This window comes from Niastella sp. sgz303648, assembly GCF_059587045.1.
Genome location: NZ_JCAPSW010000007.1, coordinates 124,165 through 143,170 on the forward strand (window position 1 = coordinate 124,165; position 19,006 = coordinate 143,170).

At 43.9% G+C, this 19,006-nt stretch carries 11 protein-coding genes and 2 riboswitches; of the genes, 6 read left to right on the forward strand and 5 right to left on the reverse strand.

Annotation, left to right across the window (positions count from 1 at the left end; all coding sequences use genetic code 11):
- Window positions 1-793 precede the first annotated feature (793 nt).
- Both AC59IL_RS20970 and AC59IL_RS20975 read left to right on the forward strand, forming a co-directional pair.
- The gene (locus AC59IL_RS20970) at window positions 794-1,090 is read left to right on the forward strand and encodes a hypothetical protein (protein WP_496554152.1); all 297 of its coding nucleotides are present in this window, start codon (window positions 794-796) and stop codon (window positions 1,088-1,090) included.
- A gap of 30 nt (window positions 1,091-1,120) precedes the next feature.
- On the forward strand, window positions 1,121-1,618 hold the full coding sequence (locus AC59IL_RS20975; RefSeq protein ID WP_496554153.1) for a hypothetical protein: 498 nt from the start codon (window positions 1,121-1,123) through the stop codon (window positions 1,616-1,618).
- 104 nt (window positions 1,619-1,722) lie between these two features.
- On the opposite strand, the gene AC59IL_RS20980 is transcribed toward AC59IL_RS20975, so the two are convergent.
- The 5 genes from AC59IL_RS20980 to AC59IL_RS21000 form a co-directional block, all read right to left on the reverse strand.
- On the reverse strand, window positions 1,723-4,203 hold the full coding sequence (locus tag AC59IL_RS20980; protein ID WP_496554154.1) for a hypothetical protein: 2,481 nt from the start codon (window positions 4,201-4,203) through the stop codon (window positions 1,723-1,725).
- A 113-nt stretch (window positions 4,204-4,316) separates the two neighbouring features.
- On the reverse strand, window positions 4,317-4,700 hold the full coding sequence (locus AC59IL_RS20985; RefSeq protein WP_496554155.1) for an acyl-CoA thioesterase: 384 nt from the start codon (window positions 4,698-4,700) through the stop codon (window positions 4,317-4,319).
- Between the two features lie 80 nt (window positions 4,701-4,780).
- On the reverse strand, window positions 4,781-7,102 hold the full coding sequence (gene metE / locus AC59IL_RS20990) for a 5-methyltetrahydropteroyltriglutamate--homocysteine S-methyltransferase (protein ID WP_496554156.1): 2,322 nt from the start codon (window positions 7,100-7,102) through the stop codon (window positions 4,781-4,783).
- 145 nt (window positions 7,103-7,247) lie between these two features.
- Window positions 7,248-7,396, reverse strand: a riboswitch (cobalamin riboswitch).
- A 114-nt stretch (window positions 7,397-7,510) separates the two neighbouring features.
- Entirely contained in the window at window positions 7,511-9,883 is a 2,373-nt protein-coding gene (locus tag AC59IL_RS20995) for a ribonucleoside-diphosphate reductase subunit alpha (protein WP_496554157.1), read from the reverse strand.
- A gap of 105 nt (window positions 9,884-9,988) precedes the next feature.
- Window positions 9,989-10,960 (reverse strand): ribonucleoside-diphosphate reductase small subunit, encoded by a 972-nt coding sequence (locus tag AC59IL_RS21000; protein WP_496554158.1) that lies wholly within the window; start codon window positions 10,958-10,960, stop codon window positions 9,989-9,991.
- A gap of 118 nt (window positions 10,961-11,078) precedes the next feature.
- A riboswitch (cobalamin riboswitch) is annotated at window positions 11,079-11,307 on the reverse strand.
- A 254-nt stretch (window positions 11,308-11,561) separates the two neighbouring features.
- Here AC59IL_RS21000 and AC59IL_RS21005 point away from each other — a divergent pair.
- The 4 genes from AC59IL_RS21005 to AC59IL_RS21020 all read left to right on the forward strand — a co-directional run bounded on the left by AC59IL_RS21005 (window position 11,562) and on the right by AC59IL_RS21020 (window position 18,989).
- Entirely contained in the window at window positions 11,562-12,179 is a 618-nt protein-coding gene (locus AC59IL_RS21005) for a class I SAM-dependent methyltransferase (RefSeq protein ID WP_496554159.1), read from the forward strand.
- Window positions 12,180-12,275: 96 nt separating this feature from the next.
- Window positions 12,276-13,784 carry a carboxypeptidase M32 gene (locus AC59IL_RS21010; protein WP_496554160.1) on the forward strand — a complete coding sequence of 503 codons (1,509 nt, stop codon included), beginning with the start codon at window positions 12,276-12,278 and terminating at the stop codon, window positions 13,782-13,784.
- 27 nt (window positions 13,785-13,811) lie between these two features.
- Window positions 13,812-14,231: a hypothetical protein gene (locus tag AC59IL_RS21015; protein ID WP_496554161.1), complete on the forward strand. Its 420-nt coding sequence runs from the start codon at window positions 13,812-13,814 to the stop codon at window positions 14,229-14,231.
- Between the two features lie 495 nt (window positions 14,232-14,726).
- Window positions 14,727-18,989 (forward strand): PKD domain-containing protein, encoded by a 4,263-nt coding sequence (locus AC59IL_RS21020; protein ID WP_496554162.1) that lies wholly within the window; start codon window positions 14,727-14,729, stop codon window positions 18,987-18,989.
- Window positions 18,990-19,006 lie beyond the last annotated feature (17 nt).

The following is a 19,006-nucleotide window of genomic DNA, read 5'->3' on the forward strand; positions in this document are numbered from 1 at the left end:
TCTTTCTCCCAAATCAACTTTAAAGCCTGTATAATCCCCTTCAATCATTTGCTGCATCGTAGCAGCATAAAATGTTGTATTGACTTTTAAAGAAGCTACAGATCGTCAGGCAAACCATCGCACATTGCCATGCTGATGTATAAAATCATCGGAACATATTTATTTCAATAGTAATCTTTGAGTGCTGAACTTATCATAATTTGCGGTTATATATCCGGGATATATACTGAATAATTATATTTATTCAATAAACTTAGTGTGGTATCATTTTTGCGATACTATAACAACATCATACTGTTTCATTAATATTATCTAATTCACTACTGCATAACGTTTCTCATTATCTGCTAATAGAGATTTTAGTCACCTTCTGGTCACCTGCCATTAAGTGGTACATCCACTTGTTGTCCTCCCTGTTTTCTTTTGATTTCATTTTTTCGTTACCAACTTTACATCACAGATGAACATCAATTGCCTAAAATCCAATCTTCGACTAAAAACTGATGTTCAATAATCCTAATGATCGCTGAAAGTCCTTATATCTTATTTATTTCTGGGTACGTCGCAATTAGGTTGCATCTGATACCTTAGATATTCCAATACAAATGAAATATCCCTAAATCGGTGTCTGTGGAACCCCTAATTCAATGTCGTTTGAAGCCCACTTTATATTCAATGTTCTATCCTGGAAAAAAAAGCCTGATACATCCTGGTGTATCATAAGGCAGGTTTTGAGGGTTTAAAGTGGTGGTATCTACCACCGCTTTTTTTATCATTTTACAATTTTAATCTTATGAAGACGAAGCAGCTTAAAATTGGCAAGTACGTAATTGTAAACGGTATGCCCATTATGTTTCCTCTCGAAATGATGCACAGCAATGTGGTACAGGAGGGACAATCAGCCGGGTTCTTCGTTTTACGCGTAACAACCTATGATGTGGATGTGTATTGCTGGGGCGAAAGTACAAGCTTAAATCTGCGAAGCAATCAGGCGCAGGATGCCCATATCATCAAAGATTTTATAAGTACGATATCTGAGATTTCACACAAGTTTGCCGGTTCGGGTGTAGCAGGATCACAATTGGTGTAAAGGTTCCGGCTCAATTAAAATCAGCTGCATATGATCTATCTGGTAATAGTTCTGATTGTAAGTCAGATAATTCATTTCATTTTTTACCAGAGGATTCTGGAATCGGTAAAAAGACGATCGAAAATAATCGATAATCGTATAAGGAACCTTAGTAACTGGATCTGTTCGAACCAGCAATCTGTTTCTAATAATCTTGAGAAGATACAGGAACAGGTTTTCAGCCTATACTTCCGTAGCCGCACGCAGGAGATGAACATGACCGGCAACCAGGCGGCAGAAACAACCGATTCCATTTCTATTTCGATGCACCTGCAGCAACAATCGCATAAAGAGGTACAGGAAAAAATTCAACTGGAAGATATTCAACATTACTATGCCATTTTGCTGCACGAGCTGCAGCAACTCGATACCAACATCAACAAAGTGCGCCAGCAATCTGAAATGGAATTACACAACCTGAACCAGCTCAATACTTCTTTATTCAAAAAAGAACTGATGAACCGGTTGAATGGCTTTGGCAAAAAATAAATTTTCTTCTTAACGTTTCATACATACAACAATCCCGACTGTTCTCAGCCGGGATATATTTTTTTCCGTTCATGCCCTAAAGGACAGGGCTATATAGGATACAGCTACTCAACAAGCTTTTCAACCCTCGTTAACTGACCATCTTCATTCATGCCTTCGAGTACAATGCGCAGTCGCTTCGATACATCGTTATTATAAAACGTTATCGTTATTTTATGGTTGTTTTTATCGGTCAATATATAAGGCGCCCAAAACAGCGTGCTGCGAATATCAGGTACATCGTTTAATGCCGATTCCTTGCTATAGTCGGGAGCATAAAACTCTTTAGGTGCCGAATAACCGGTGAGCCTGCCTTTTTCGAGACCGCCTTCAGTTGAGGTTGATTTTTGATCACCGCCTTTTTTGGTGTAGATGGCAATGGCCCCGCCGGCGCCGCCACCGGTTGCGCCAAAGAAGGGCGGACGGAAGACCTTTACATAAGCGATATCCGAAACCGGTATATTTTCAATGGCGGTTACATCAACCGGCATTTCATTCAAAAACAACGATGGTGTTGATCCACGCCACTGCATCTGCGTGCCGCCACCGCCGGTAGTGATCTGCAATCCGGCTACACGCCCCTGCAGGTAACTGAAAATATTGAGCGCCCCTAATGCCGATACGTCGTCGGTTAAATCGAATGAAGTGGCATCGCCTCCTGCAAAAAAGCCACTGGTGTACCTTTCATCCATTTGCTGCTGCTTGCTCTTTTGCTTTGCCTTAACGGTAACGGTTTCCAGCACTTTTACTTTTTTCTCGAGCTCGGGTTTTATACGTTCGGCCTCCGAAGCAAAATAACGGCCCCTGTTCAACAAACTGGTATCTAATGGCATGGGTATACGCCAGGCCGAATCGGGTTTAACAGCACCACTCCCCTTCCAGGTACCATTGCTGAAATTAACAACGGCGCGTGTACTCAGCGTTTTATTGTTATTAAACTGATAGAACACTTTTACCGTATCGAAGAAAACAAGTCCATCCTGCTTAAACTTACCGGTTGAATCCATACCCAGAAAAAACATCTGTCGCGACGAATCTTTGGATTCCAAAAAAACGTTCATCTGTGTATTTCTCGGCACCTGGCTGGGTAATAAACCGGTTAAAGTAGCACTAAGCGATAAATAATTGTCGCGCGGAAATTTAATCTGCGGCAGCTTACCGGCAGCCAGATCTTCCCATTTAAAACGGCGCCAGCCGTTAGTAAGCATTACCAGGTCGAGGTGCGACCGCACCGTATCATCGTTTCCGGTAAAATAATAATAGGGGTTATGAATATAGCCTCTGAGATCGCCGCTCAATAACAAATGCGAAACAATATTATCGGCATCAGGATCTGTTTTGCTTAATCCGGCGTCGGTGATGGCAATACTCAGGTTCGATTTCAAAGTATCGGGCACATCGATGACCACCACATTTTTACCTCGTCTTTCGGTATTTTTTATAGCCGGCACCAGACGGGTAGCAAAGAAATAATCTTCCTTGTTTACAAAGGTAATGCGCTCGGCCAGCGGCTTCCAGTCTGCATCGAACAGGGTCATTTGCAACATGCCTGTAGGAATGCCTTCGAGCGGTATTGATCCGCTTACCATAAAACTTTCACGCATATTGAGCCGGGCCTTATAAACCACCTGCTGATTGAAATAGCCCAGCAGGTACAGTGTTTTTAAATTGTCCTGCGCATCCATCGGCCTTTTTATAATAAAAGCCTGACGGCTGCCCGAAGGAGCGCATTGCATCACCACACCAACTGCCTTTGCTGCAGGCAAGGGCGTTTTATGCGTTTGCTTTTTTTCATCCTGCCATTCGGCATAATATGTTTTGCCGGGCTGCGGTTCAATAGCAAACCGGCCCATGCCATCGTGCACCGTACCGAAAGTTGCAACAGCCGCACCGCCTGCATCTTTGATGGTTCCTACAGCCGAAACCGGTAACCCGTAAGCATCGGTAACCTTTACGGCCACCTGCGATTCGAGCCCGGTTACCAGGTCGCCACCTTCAGGAAAAAAGCGAAGGTTAACTGTAGTGGCAGTAGTGGCAGCAGCAGCACCCTGGGTAGCAGGTTTTGCCCCGGTACCTTTCGAAGTTGTAGCAGCATCTGCAGTGGCAGCGGCTGATTTATTTAATATGCGAATGGTTTTGCTGAACAGGAAAGTGGTATCGAAGTTCAGCATCCAGGTGGTATAGGCGCGAAAGATTATTGTTGGATACGGAAGATTGGCCGGCAGATCGAAAGAACCTGCAGACGAAGCCTCATAAATGGGAAGCAACTTTTGCTGAATTACTTTGCCCGAAGGATCGAGCAGTTCGGCATAAAAGTTTTTACTGATGAGTGAAGGTATAATACCCGCAAACAAATAAGATTTGAACCAGATGGTTTCGCCGGTATTATAGGCTGGCTTATCGAACTGAACATATATTTTTTCCTGCGGATATTTTTCTCCGTACAGGTTTAACATAGAGTCGATTTGCTGTGCATGGCCGGCCTTTACTCCGGTAATCATTAATAACAAGGCAAACAGGAAGCGAAACATTTGGGTGCAATTCATGTCGGCAATATAACTTTTAACAAATTAATGGCTTTCGCAGCTTAAAATTGATAAATTTTTGTACATGAATTGTTAAAGAAAGGCGGATCTCCTGTTTTTTGCGTTTTCAGCACTTATAATATATCAACCGGCCGCTTATTGTCATCAATCGCCACCAGGGTAAATGTGCCGCTGATGGCTTTTTCCCGAACAAAAGAATACATTTCTTCAATATATATTTCAACCAGCACCTTTACACTTGTTTTACCGGTATGCACCACTTTACCGATCAGCTCAATGATAGTGCCGGCGGGAATAGGCCGTGTAAAATCAATTTTATCTGATGAAACAGTAACCATTCGTTTCCGGGCAAAGCGGGTGGCGGCAATAAAAGCCACTTCATCCATCAAAGCCATGGCGGTGCCGCCAAATAAGGTATCGTAATGATTGGTTGTATTGGGAAAAACAGCCTTGAATATTCTTGTTTCGGATTGTTGTATTTTTTGTTCAATAGTCATAATAGAAATAATGTTACAGGTTACCGGATGCCAGTTGCCGGGAACTGGTAACCGGCAACCGGTAACTATTTTTGAGATTACTAAATAGCCTGTGTTTCCTTCACACCCTCCCTTGCTTTTTGGGCAGCCTGTACCATATTCTTTAATGCAGCCATTGTTTCGGGCCAGCGACGGGTTTTTAATCCACAATCAGGATTTACCCATATGTTTTCTGCAGGCAGCAGCGTAGCGGCTTTCTGCAACAGATAGCTCATTTCTTCAACAGACGGCACGCGGGGCGAATGAATATCATATACACCGGGACCTATTTCGTTGGGGTATTTAAACCGTGCAAACGCTTCGAGCAATTCCATTTGCGAGCGGCTGGTTTCGATGGTGATCACATCTGCATCCATTTTTGCAATATGCTCCATTATGTCGTTAAACTCGCTATAACACATATGGGTATGTACCTGCGTTTCGTCGTGCACGCCGCTGGCTGCCAGGCGAAATGCTTTCACCGCCCAATCAAGATAAGCGGGGCCATCTTTTTTGCGCAGAGGCAATCCCTCGCGAATGGCGGGTTCGTCGATCTGTATGATCTGAATGCCTGCCTGTTCCAACGACACCACTTCATCGCGAATAGCCAGCGCAATCTGAAAAGCGGTTTGCCACCTCGGCTGATCGTCGCGCACAAACGACCATTGCAAAATAGTTACCGGACCCGTAAGCATACCCTTCATTAAGCGGCTGGTTTGCGATTGTGCAAAGCGGCTCCACCTTACCGTCATATCGTGCGGGCGGCTTACATCGCCTCCTATGATGGGCGGTTTTACACAACGGCTGCCATAGCTTTGCACCCATCCGTTTTGGGTGAACAAAAACCCATCGAGCTGCTCACCAAAATATTCAACCATATCATTGCGCTCAAACTCACCATGCACCAGTACATCCAACCCAATCTGTTCCTGAATGCGAATGGCATCTATGGTGGCGTTTTCAATGGCCGCTTCATATTGCTGCGTGGTAAGCTCTCCTTTTTTCAGTTTGGCTCTTAACTGGCGTATTACATCGGTTTGCGGAAATGAACCGATGGTTGTTGTTGGGAACATCGGCAACTGAAAGCGTTTGTGTTGTATTTTTTGCCGAAGGCCAAATTCGCTGGTACGTTTTGCATCAGCCTCTTTAATAGCAGTCACCCGTTGTTTTACGGCCTGTTTATGAATGCGTGTTGAGTTTTGGCGACCGGCAATAACCTGTTGATTAATAGCAAGCAATTCGCCATTGCCTTCAGCGATCTGGTTCAGTTCGTTTATTTCAATCAGCTTTTGTTTGGCAAATGCCATCCAGCTTTTGATTTCGGCATCTATAACATTTTCGCCATCGAGATCAACAGGTGTATGCAGCAATGAACACGACGACGACAGCATAACCCTTTCCCTGCCGATAGCAGCAACTGCTTTTTCGATCAGCGCTATTGATCTTTTGTAATCGTTCTTCCAGATATTACGGCCATCCACAACGCCTAACGATAAAGATAATTTAGGAGGAATAACCTGTAATACGTCATCAAGCTGCTGCGGCGCGCGCACCAGGTCAAGATGCAATGCGCAAACGGGAAGATTAACAGCTACGCTGGTATTCTCCTGCAGCCCTTCAAAATAAGTAGCTAACAGAATCTTGAGGTTCGTTTGCTTTCTGATTTCCTGATAGGCATATTGAAAAGCCTGTTGCTGTTTGGGTGTAAGGTCGGTTACCAGAAACGGCTCATCGAGCTGTACCCAAATGGCGCCTGCTTCTTCGAGCCGCTTTAAAACCTTTATATAAACGGGCAACAGTTGTTTTATGAGATCAATTCTATCGAATGGCTTATCAGAAGATTCTCCGGTTTGTTTTTCTTTACCCAATAATAAATAAGATACAGGCCCTATCAATACCGGTTTGGGTAAAATGCCTGTTACACGCCGGCATTCATTGAATTCATGAAACAGTTTATCGGATAATATCCTGAATTGCTGACCGGCCGTGAACTCAGGAACGATGTAATGATAATTGGTATCGAACCATTTTGTCATCTCCATGGCCGTTATATCGAGCCCATGTTGCTGATAACCCCTTGCCATGGCAAAACACAGGTCGATTTCAGCATTGTCTTTAACATCAGTTACCACCGGTGTGTACCTTGCAGGCACAGCGCCCAGCAATAACGACATATCGAGCACCTGATCGTAAAAGCTGAAGTCGTTACAGGGTATTAAATCAATACCCGATTGCTTTTGTAATAACCAGTTTTCTTCCCTGATCTTTTTTGCGGCAAGAAATAATTCGCTTCTGGTTGTGTTGCCTGCCCAATATTGCTCACAGGCTTTCTTTAACTGGCGTTGCGCCCCAATACGGGGGAACCCAGGAGTGTGTGTTAGCATACGCATAAACATTTAATTAAACATTAATGAATAGTATTAATGTCTTTACGTTTAATGAGTATGCTTTCGTGATAAAGTGTTAGAGAGAAACAGTGATGAATGGGGTGATATACTGTTCCTGACTGCTGCTTCAAACCGCGAAAGCATTCGTCTTAATTTGCAGGCAAGTATCTGGCTTCTCCCCACTCTGTGAGTCGGGAATTACAGTTGCGCGACAGCCCGTGAATTGCACACGGTTCCTTTTTAATAATCCACGTTGGTACAACGGGATTAACCTGAAAACAAAGTGTTAAAGTAAAGAACTGAAAGGCGAAGATAGGAAATAATGAATATAGAATGTAAAATGTCGAATATCGAAGTCTTTTACACTTCAACATTCGACATTTATTATTTGATATTCGATATTGCTTACGCTGAGCAGGTAACACAACCATCTTCCATGCTACAGGTTCCGCCGTTGAGCAATTCGCTCTCAACTGCTTCGGCCGATTTGGGAACCACAGGTTCCATCTGGCGACTGCCCTGCTTTTCAACTGTAAACTGAACCGCCTGCGAAGCAGCCTGTGTACGTAAATAATACATACCGGTTTTTAATCCTTTCTTCCAGGAATAGAAGTGCATGGAAGTTAATTTGGCTACGGTAGGACTATCAACAAATAAGTTCAATGATTGCGACTGACAAATATAGGCGCCGCGATCGGCAGCCATATCAATTAATGTACGTTGTTTTATTTCCCAAACGGTTTTGTACAACGCTTTGATATCGGCCGGAATTTCTTCTATATGTTGAATCGACCCGTTCGCTGCAATGATCTTGTTCTTCATGGTATCGTTCCACAAATTCAGTTGCACCAGATCTTTCAGCAGGTGTTTGTTTACGATAATGAACTCGCCGCTTAATACCCTGCGCACATAAATGTTTGAAGTGTAAGGTTCAAAACATTCATTGTTGCCCAATATCTGTGAAGTAGAAGCGGTAGGCATAGGCGCTACCAGCAGCGAATTACGAACGCCATGCTGCATAACTTCAGCTCTTAGTGTATCCCAGTCGTGGCGGTTCGAAGGCTGCACATTCCACAAATCGAACTGGAACTGCCCTTTCGACAATGGTGAACCGGCAAAGGTTTCATAAGCGCCCTGTTCTTTAGCCATGTCTTTACTGGCCGTCATGCCGGCAAAGTAAATGGTTTCGAAAATGTTTTGATTCAACATCTTCGCCAGGTCGCTTTCAAAAGGCAAACGCAATAAGATAAATACATCGGCCAGTCCCTGAACACCTAATCCAATAGGGCGGTGACGTAAATTCGAGCGCTTTGCTTCTTCTATCGGATAATAATTGTTATCGATAATACGGTTCAGATTGCGTGTTACCTGGTAAGTAACTTCATATAATTTATCGAAGTCGAATTTGTTTTCATTCACAAAACGCGGCAGGGCCAGTGAAGCCAGGTTACAAACAGCTACCTCATCGGCACTGGTGTATTCCAGAATTTCGGTACACAGGTTGCTGCTTTTAATAGTTCCCAGGTTTTGCTGATTGCTTTTACTATTGGCAGCATCTTTATACAACATGTACGGCGTACCGGTTTCGATCTGCGCTTCAAGAATAGCAAACCACAACTCCTGCGCTTTGATGGTTTTGCGGGCGCGGCCTTCGGCTTCGTATTGTTCGTATAATTTTTCAAACTCCTTACCAAAACACTCTGCTAAACCAGGTGCTTCGTTGGGGCAAAACAAACTCCAGTTGCCATTTTCCTCAACCCGCTTCATGAATAAATCCGATATCCATAAGGCATAGAACAGATCCCTTGCGCGCATTTCTTCTTTACCATGATTTTTACGCAGGTCAAGAAACTCTATGATATCGGCATGCCAGGGTTCAAGGTAAATAGCAAAGGCGCCTTTGCGTTTGCCACCGCCCTGGTCAACATAACGGGCTGTATCGTTAAACACTTTCAGCATGGGAATAATACCATTGCTGGTGCCATTGGTGCCGCCGATATAACTACCTGTTGCACGTACATTGTGGATAGATAAACCAATACCACCCGCGCTTTGTGAAATTTTTGCGGTTTGTTTCAGCGTATCGTAAATACCATCGATGCTGTCGTCTTTCATGGTCAGCAAAAAGCACGACGACATCTGTGGTTTTGGCGTACCTGCATTAAATAATGTGGGGGTGGCATGTGTAAACCAGCGCTCACTCATTAAATGATAGGTTTTAATGGCGCTTTCAACATCTTCTTTATGAATGCCAATTGCCACGCGCATGTACATATGCTGGGGGCGTTCAGATACTTTGCCATCGATGCGCAGCAGGTACGACTTTTCGAGTGTTTTAAAACCAAAATAGTCGAACCCGAAATCGCGGTCATAAATAATTGAGCTATCCAGCAGTTCGGCATTGGCTTCAATGATGTCCATTACATCGTCGGCCAGCAACGGCATTTTACGGCCTGTAGCTGAATCAGTATACTGATGCAGTTTACGCATGGTGGCCGAAAATGATTTTATGGTATTCTTATGCAGGTTGCTTACAGCAATGCGCGAAGCGAGCAACGCATAATCAGGATGCTTGGTGGTTAAAGAGGCCGCTGTTTCTGCAGCCAGGTTATCGAGCTCGGTAGTAGTAACACCATCATAAATACCTTCGATAACTTTCTTAGTTACTTCAATTACATCTACCAGCGAACTTAATCCATACGATAGTTTTTGAACACGTGCCGTGATTTTGTCGAACTTTACAGTTTCCTTCTTGCCATTTCTTTTAATTACGAACATAATCTAAAAAATTTCTGATTTATAGATTTTGAGAGCTCGGGATTTCTTTAACTGTGACTTTCTAATAAATCACAAAATCCCTAAATCCCAAAATCAGCAATAATTTTAAAAGTCTTCATCGAGCGAAAACTGTTGCGATTCTTTGGTTGTATTTACACCGGCTTTGCGGTAATCGCCCACACGTTTTTCGAAGAAGTTGGTTTTTCCCTGCAGCGAAATCATTTCCATAAAATCGAATGGGTTAACTGCATTGAACATTTTGGGATAACCTAATTCGCTCAGCCATCTGTCGGCCACAAATTCAATGTACTGTTGCATCAGCCGAGAGTTCATACCAATTAAATCAACCGGCAGCGCTTCGGTAATAAATTCCTTTTCAATGCGCACGGCATCACCAATGATCATATACACCTGTTCCTGCGTTAATTGATTTTTCAACATGCTGTACAATAAACAGGCGAACTCACAATGCAACCCTTCATCACGACTAATAAGTTCATTGCTGAAAGTAAGTCCCGGCATCAGTCCTCTTTTCTTTAACCAGAAAATTGAGCAAAAGCTGCCGCTGAAAAAGATGCCTTCCACAGCTGCAAATGCAACAAGGCGTTCGGCAAAATTTCCCTGCTCGATCCAGCGAAGCGCCCATTCGGCTTTTTTCTTAACAGCGGGCACTGTATCAATGGCATGAAACAGGCGATCTTTTTCGTTCGGATCTTTTATATAGGTATCTATCAGCAATGCATACGTTTCGGAATGGATGTTTTCCATCATGATCTGAAAACCATAAAAGCAACGGGCTTCGGGCAATTGCACTTCGCTCATAAAGTTCACTGCAAGGTTTTCATTTACGATGCCATCACTTGCTGCGAAAAATGCCAGTACGTGCGATATAAAATGACGCTCCCCATCATTAAGGCCGGCCCAGTCTTTCAGGTCGCCGCTTAAATCAATTTCTTCGGCAGTCCAAAAGCTTGCTTCATGCTTTTTATACGTTTCCCATATTTGCGGATATTTGATAGGCAGAATAACAAACCGGTCTTTGTTTTCTCTAAGCAACACTTCGTCTTCGTACTGCATAATAATATACTGATTTCAAGGTTAATAATGCGGTACAACAACAGACAGTAACTCCAATACCTCGCGTTAAAATAAAGCTGAAGCATCAATCAATTGCCTGTACCTTATCGGGAAGGTTCCAAACATACCTGAAACGGCAGGTCTCCTGGCTTGTTGAATTGCTGAACACCTTCCCATGGCGCCAAGGCGCCACAGTGGTTTTGAAGAATCAGCTATGTGAATGGGGAGTAGTAGGAGCCATTCACCCAACTTACAGTTGCCCGTCAGCCCGTGATTTGCACACGGTTCCCTTTTAAGCCTGCTAAATGGTATGATCATCAGCCGGCACCGCAACAAATTATTTGTAAGACCCGACAGCGAAAGTAACATGCCTGTGAAATAATCAACAATTGAGTTTTTCACAAGGTGTTGATAGTTTTATAAACAACTTTCAATGATTACTGCACCACCTTCTAACGGTATGCATAAAAGATAGATAAAGAACCGGTTACATGCAATAATATTTCCGGTGTTATAATAAAAACCAATGCGTGATTTTGGTCACGGTTTTTGGGTAATGTAGTATTTAACTTTATGACTGCTTTTGTGAAAAGAAATTACTATGTATCTATCATTGAAAGAGCATTGGGAACATGTGTATCGAACAAAAAACGAGCAGGAAGTAAGCTGGTATCAATTATATCCTGAAACAGCTATTCAGTTTTTAAACTTATTTCAGTTGCCGCATACCGCCCATATTATTGATATTGGCGGAGGCGACAGCCGCCTGGCAGAAGTTTTGCTCGAAAAAGGATATAAAAATATTTGGGTGCTTGACATCTCGGAACATGCTATTGAAAAAGCAAAAACCCGCATGGGCGAAAAAGCTTCGGCAATAAACTGGATAGTGAGCGATGTTACCAGCTTTCAACCACCTGTATTGTTCGATTTCTGGTACGACAGAGCGGCGTTTCATTTTTTAACCGAACCCGAAAAAATTGATCAATATATTAATGTAGCTGCATCAGCGGTAAGCCCCAATGGATATATGGTAATAGGAACATTTTCTGAACAAGGCCCCACAAAATGCAGCGGTCTTCCCGTTACACAATATTCCGATGTAACGCTTGCCAAACGCTTCGAACCGGCATTTGAAAAAATAAAGTGCATCTATCACGATCATACTACACCGTTTAATACGATACAGAATTTTGTGTTTTGCGGGTTAAGGCGGGTTTAAACAGGCCAGCTATAATACTCCGGCGTATCGCACTTTTGCCCGTTTGCCTCTTTTGACCGAATTTCGCCTCCTGTTATTACAACAAAACCCTCAGGCATGACAAATACAGCTGCAAAATCATTATATAGTGAATATGTAACAGCTATGAATACTATTGCCGATTTGCGATATGCAGCGGCCCTGTTGCAATGGGACCAGGAAACTTATCTGCCCCCCAAGGGAGCGCCTATACGCGGTCAGCAAATTGCCACCCTGTCTGAAATAGCCCATCGCCATTTCACCGATGAAAAGCTGGGAGCACAGTTGCAGGAACTGCTCGGCGGGAATCAATTAACAGCCGAAGAAAAAAGAAATGTAGAGCTTACCTGGCAAGACTATTCGAAACAAAAAAAGTTCCCTTCTTCCTTTGTTCGAACTATGGCCGAAGCAGTGAACAAAAGTTTTCACAGCTGGATAGAAGCCCGTAAAGCAAACGATTTTTCAATTTTCGCCAAAGACCTGGCACGCCTGATCGAACTGAAAAAGCAGGAAGCCGATATGCTGGGTTATGAACATCATCCGTACAATGCTTTGCTCGACGATCACGATAAAGGCGCTACCGTTCAATTGCTCGATGGCGTGTTCAATTCAATAAAAAAACCGTTAAAGGACATTCTTGATAAAATACAACAGCAGCCACCTGTCGATGACAGCTTTTTGCACCAACACTTCGATAAGGATAAACAATGGCAGTTTGGTTTGCAGGTTGTGAAAGAACTGGGATACGATATGCAGGCGGGCCGCCAGGATATTTCGGAACATCCGTTCACCGTTAACTTCAACAGCCAGGATGTGCGTATAACTACCCGAATCGACGAAAACGACCTGAGCAATATGGTTTGGAGTTGCATTCACGAAGCAGGCCATGCCCTGTATGAACAAGGGCTACCGCTTAGTGAATACGGATTGCCCCTTGGCGAGCCGGCATCCTATACTATTCATGAATCGCAGTCGCGCTTATGGGAAAACCATGTTGGCCGCAGCCTTGCCTTTTGTGAACGCTGGCTGCCGGTGCTGCAGCAGTATTTTCCACAGCAACTGGGCAACGTATCAGCAGATCAGTTTTACAAAGGCATTAATAAAGTACAACCCTCGCTTATACGTACCGAGGCCGATGAATTAACCTATCATTTTCATATCATGATACGATATGAGCTTGAAAAGTCGTTGATAGAAGGCGCAATGCCCGTAAACGATATACCGGTTTACTGGAACGACCATTATAACCGGTTTTTAGGGGTAAAAGTGCCTAACGATAAACAGGGTTGCCTGCAGGATGTGCACTGGAGCCATGGAAGCTTTGGTTATTTCCCTACTTACAGCCTGGGCAGTTTTTATGCCGCCCAGTTTTATTCTTTTGCAAATCAGGCGATTCCGTCGCTTAACCGGCAAATTGAGCAGGGAAATACCGGCGATTTACTGCAATGGCTGCGTAATCAGGTACATATCAAAGGTCGCCGCTTTACCAGCGAGCAGCTTTGTAAAGAAGTATGCGCAGAAACCCTGAATATTGAATATTTTATTACTTATTTACTTGGTAAATACAGAGATATTTATAAATTTTAATATCTGAAACCAAGCCGTGGCCTGATTATGAAAAGAAGCTTACCTCTGATCGTTATGGGGTTTTTTACCCTTGTTATTGGCATGTCGTGCAAAAAAGCTCTTGAAAAGAAAGCACAGGACATGCTGATGGACGCTATTACCAATGGCGTTTGGATAGTGGAGCAGTATATTGAGGGATCCAATAATATTTCAAGTCAGTTTCTAAACTACACCTTCCAGTTTTATGAAAACGGTACCGTAACGGGTACCATAAATACCACCAGCACCAATGGTACCTGGTCGGGAAGTATTTCTGACTATACCATTACTTCCAACTTTCCTTCGGCCGAAGACCCGATTAAAAAGCTGAATGGTACGTGGAAAATAAAAGACAGTGACTATGACTTTGTGAAAGCCGAAATGACCACCGCATCGGGAACCAATACGTTGTACCTGCGTAAAAAATAACAAACAGAAATCACAATATCCCAACGACGCTTTTAGTTCTTTCGTAATTATAAAGTAACACGTACGGTTACAAAGTTGTAACGCCTCTTCCCTGATCATAACGCAACTTTATAACCAACCTCCATCCGACCTTAATATCTTATGTAATGCATCTGCGGTCCAGGTATCCGAAACCAATTAACGCATTGCCCAACAGCTGGTTAAGACCTGATCAACATGTTATGCATGATCTTAACAGGTAAGTTATGTGCTTTTAAACAAATATAATTTACCCCGGAATAAGGTTTGCATAACACTAATTCCGTGCGTGAGGAGTGGGCGTGCAACCTGTAAACCATAAAACATTAATTGCACTTGAGTAACCTGAAAGTATCACCTTGTGAAAGCAAATGGGAAAGTGACTGCTTCAACAAGGTTAAAAAACGAATGCTTGCCTGCAAATGGTTTTTTGTACCAGTAATATTGCTATTGGCATCCCAAACATATTCACAAACAATGGTGCCTGAATTTACGGCCAACCAAACCTCGGGCTGCGCGCCATTAACCGTAAGTTTCAGGGATTTAACAACAGGCGATCCCAAATTCTGGAACTGGGATTTTGGAAATGGGACCCTTGGCAATGTTCAAAACCCGGTAGTTAACTATTCTACCCCCGGCACTTATACGGTTAAACTGGTTGTACGCAATGCCGATGGCACCAATGGCATTACAAAAACCAATTACATTACTGTTTTCCCCTCACCCACGGCTGCCTTTTCGGCTAATATAACTATGGGGTGTGTACCCGTAAACATCCAGTTCACCGATAAAAGCACTTCCGCTGCGGGAAGCATTGTTTCGTGGTTATGGGACTTTGGCGATGGTACCACTTCTACTGCTCAAAATCCCCAAAAAACCTACTCAACGGTTGGATTTTATTCGGTTACCCTTACAGTTACCAGCAGTACAGGTTGTAAAAGCACTGCCAGTATTGGCAGATATATAAGAATTGTATCCGGCGTAAAACCCGAATTCGACAACAGCCAGGCGCCCACCTGCCGTGCTCCTTACGATATTAGCTTTACCAACCTGTCTTCAGGCCCCGGTAACATGACCTACCAATGGGATTTGGGTAATGGAACCACCTCAAACCAAATAAACCCCACAACAACCTATAACGCAAACGGCACTTTTAATGTTACCCTTACGGCCACCAGCGATTTCGGTTGTTCGGGAACGATAACCAAACCACTTAATTTAAACGGTCCGGTTACCAGTATTAAGGCCCCCGATACGGTTTGCCAGAATTCTACAGTGTGGTTTACAAACAATTCGATAACCCCGCAAAAAACAGTATGGGATTTTGGCAATGGCCAGAAATCGATAGCCACCAGCGACTCTACGAAATATCCAACCCCCGGCAGCTATGTGGTAAAATTATACAACGCGTATTCGGGCTGTATTGATTCTGCCACAAAAAACATTTATGTACGGCCAAGCCCGAATGTGGACTTTACAGCTTCGAATGCTTCGGGCTGTAAACCGCCCCTGGTGGTAAACTTCAGTGATGCTTCACCGGCCCCGATTGTAAACTGGCAGTGGGATTTTGGCGATGGCGGCACGGGCAGCGGCTCTTCGGTAAGCCATACATATAATTCGGCCGGAACATTTGATGTAACAATAACGTTTACGGATAATGCAGGGTGCCCGGGAAAGATCACCAAACCGGCAGTTGTGCAGATTGTGACACCCACGGTAAAAATCACCAACGTGCCTGCGGGCGGCTGCGTGCCGTATTCATTTAAACCCGGCGTTAAAGACAGTACGGTTGATGGCATAGCTTCCTATGCCTGGGATTTTGGCGATGGCGCTACCGGCACCGGCGCAAATCCAACACATGTATACAACAATACAGGTACATATGATGTAAAGCTTACCATTACAACAAACGGAGGATGCACAGCAACGGAAATAGTAAATGGTGCGGTTAAAACCGGTACGCCACCTGCTACCAATTTCAGCATGTCGGCTACAGACGTGTGCGCCTCAGATGCCATTCATTTTACCGATCTTACACCCCCGCCCGCTGATGAATGGTCGTGGAATTTTGGCGATGGCGGATCATCGCAAGCCCAAAACCCTGACCACAAATTTGGAGATACCGGAACTTTTGTAGTGAAGCTAACTGCCTATAACAACCGCTGTCCGTTTATAAGCGCCGGCCAGATTGTACATATAAAACCAGCTATTGCCAAAGCAATGCATACGGTCACCTGCGGCAGTCTGCAGGTTAGCTTTACCAATCAATCTGAAACAGATCCTTCTTATGGCCCCGTTTCGTATTTATGGGAATTTGGCAATCCTTTAGTTGGCACATCGCACCAAAAAGACACCGTATTCACGTTCCCATCTTTAGGCACCTATATAACAAAATTAACTGTTACAAACGGTTCGTGTTCCGATGTGTTTTATGATACCGTATTACTAATTCAGGAGAAGGCTGATTATTCTGTTGCCTCCCCTGTTTGCAGAAACACTGTTGTGCTAATAACGTCATCCAATCCATATCAGCATGTTTCGAAGTATGAATGGTCGATTGATGGCGGAGGGTATACCACCGGCGGACAAACTTATTCACCCCTGTTTTCCACCAACGGGCCACATCGCATTACGCTCAGGATTACCGATGTTAATGGCTGTGTTGATGTAAAAGATGATCCGGCGGCAACTACCGTGGTTGGGCCAGTTGCGCGTTTTACGGCTGCTACATTAGGCGGTTGTGACAACACGTCAATTGTATTTAATGATGCTTCCACACCAGCCGGCAGTATTCAAACATGGAAATTCAATTTTGGCGATCTGCAGGTAAAAACTTTTACCAGCCCGCCATTTACCCATATTTATAAAGATACAGGCGAGTACCTTGTAAGGCTAACCGTAACAGATGCAATGGGCTGTACAGACACCTGGAAAAATCCTGATACGGTGTTTATTTCAAGACCCAAAGCCTGGTTCAATTCAGATTATACTACTATTTGCCCCAGCTCTTCGGTACATTTCCAGGATTCATCGGAAGGTAAAGTCGTTGACTGGGTATGGTACTTCGGCGATGGCAATACAAGTAATCAGCAAAACCCTGTATACAGCTATGGCGGTAACAATGCAACCTATAATGTAAAGCTGGTAATTACCGATCGAAGCGGTTGTTCAGATTCTGTTACCCGAAACACCTATATCACCACTATAAAACCCGTACCCGCATTTGACATTATGGATACCAGTTCCATTTGTCCGCCATTGGAAACGAATTTCACTTTCCGCGGCAGCAATTATGAATCTTTTGAATGGGATTTTGGCGATGGTGCTTCTTCAACACTTTTAAATCCAACGCATTTTTATAATTCATACGGCGATTTTACCGCAAAACTGTACTTAACCGGTTATGGTGGTTGCATCGATTCTACCTCGAAAATGGTGCATGTATATAATCCTGGTGGAGTTACCAACCTCACTTATAGTCCAACGGATGCCTGCAATGAATTACTGGTAGATTTTTCTATTACAACACCTCCCGATTTAAAATTCACCTTTAGCTTCGGCGATGGCGCAATGGATTCTTCCATGGCAACCAACTTTCAGCATTTTTATAACTCGCCGGCATTTTACTATCCTGCTGTGCTGCTAAAAGATAACGTTGGCTGTCAGACCTGGGTAGGCGGCAGCAAGGTTATTAAAGTAATCGGCGCCGATCCGTTCTTTTCGTTAGACCGGAAAAAGTTCTGCGATTCGGGTATAGTTTATTTTACGAATTATACTATAGGTAACGACCCGGTGGTAACCCGAACATGGGATTTTGGCGATGGGTCGTCAACGTCTTCTGATGTTGATCCTATTCACTATTTCCAGCAACCGGGAACATTCCTCGTTTCGCAAACAGTAACAACACAAACCGGCTGTACAAAAACAGTCACCGACAGCGTAAAGGTGTACCGCACGCCCGACCCCTCCATTACCGGTGATAGTATAGGTTGTTTGAACGAGGCGCTAAATCTGAAGGGCGTGCTGGCAGTACCGGATACGGCCATTACCTGGAAATGGAGTTTTGGAAACAATACTTTTCTGTCGACCCAGGATGTTTCGCTTAATTTTCCTACAGCCGGCACTTATCCGGTTTACCTGCAGGCCACCAATGCACTTGGTTGTACAGATTCCACCAGTACAAACTTGTTTGTTCCGCCAATACCGTCTATTACCATTACCACCAACCCGGTAATACCGGTAAGCACAGGCGTTACATTACCTGTAACCTATGGGCCCGATATAACCAGCTATACGTGGAAACCGGCCAAAAACCTGAGCTGTATTGATTGTCCGAATCCATATGCCAATCCGAAATTCACAACAACCTACAACATTCGGGTGCAGGATAAATATGGATGCACCAATAACAGGGATATAACAGTTACGGTTGTTTGTAACGGATTGAACTATTTTATACCGAACACTTTTTCACCCAATGGCGATGGTGTGAACGATGTGTTTGCGCCACGGGGTGTAGGGCTTGCCCGGGTGAACAGTATGCGCATCTTTAATCGCTGGGGCGAGCTGGTTTATGAAAAAATGAATTTTGTGGCAAACGACCGTACGCCCACCGGCGGCTGGGACGGCACCTACAAAGGCAAACCGGCCAGCCCCGATGTATATGTTTATATAATTGAATTTGTGTGCGAAAATGCCGCCATTGTTCCCGTTAAAGGAAATGTGGCGCTTGTACGATAACTTTAAAACCACGCAAC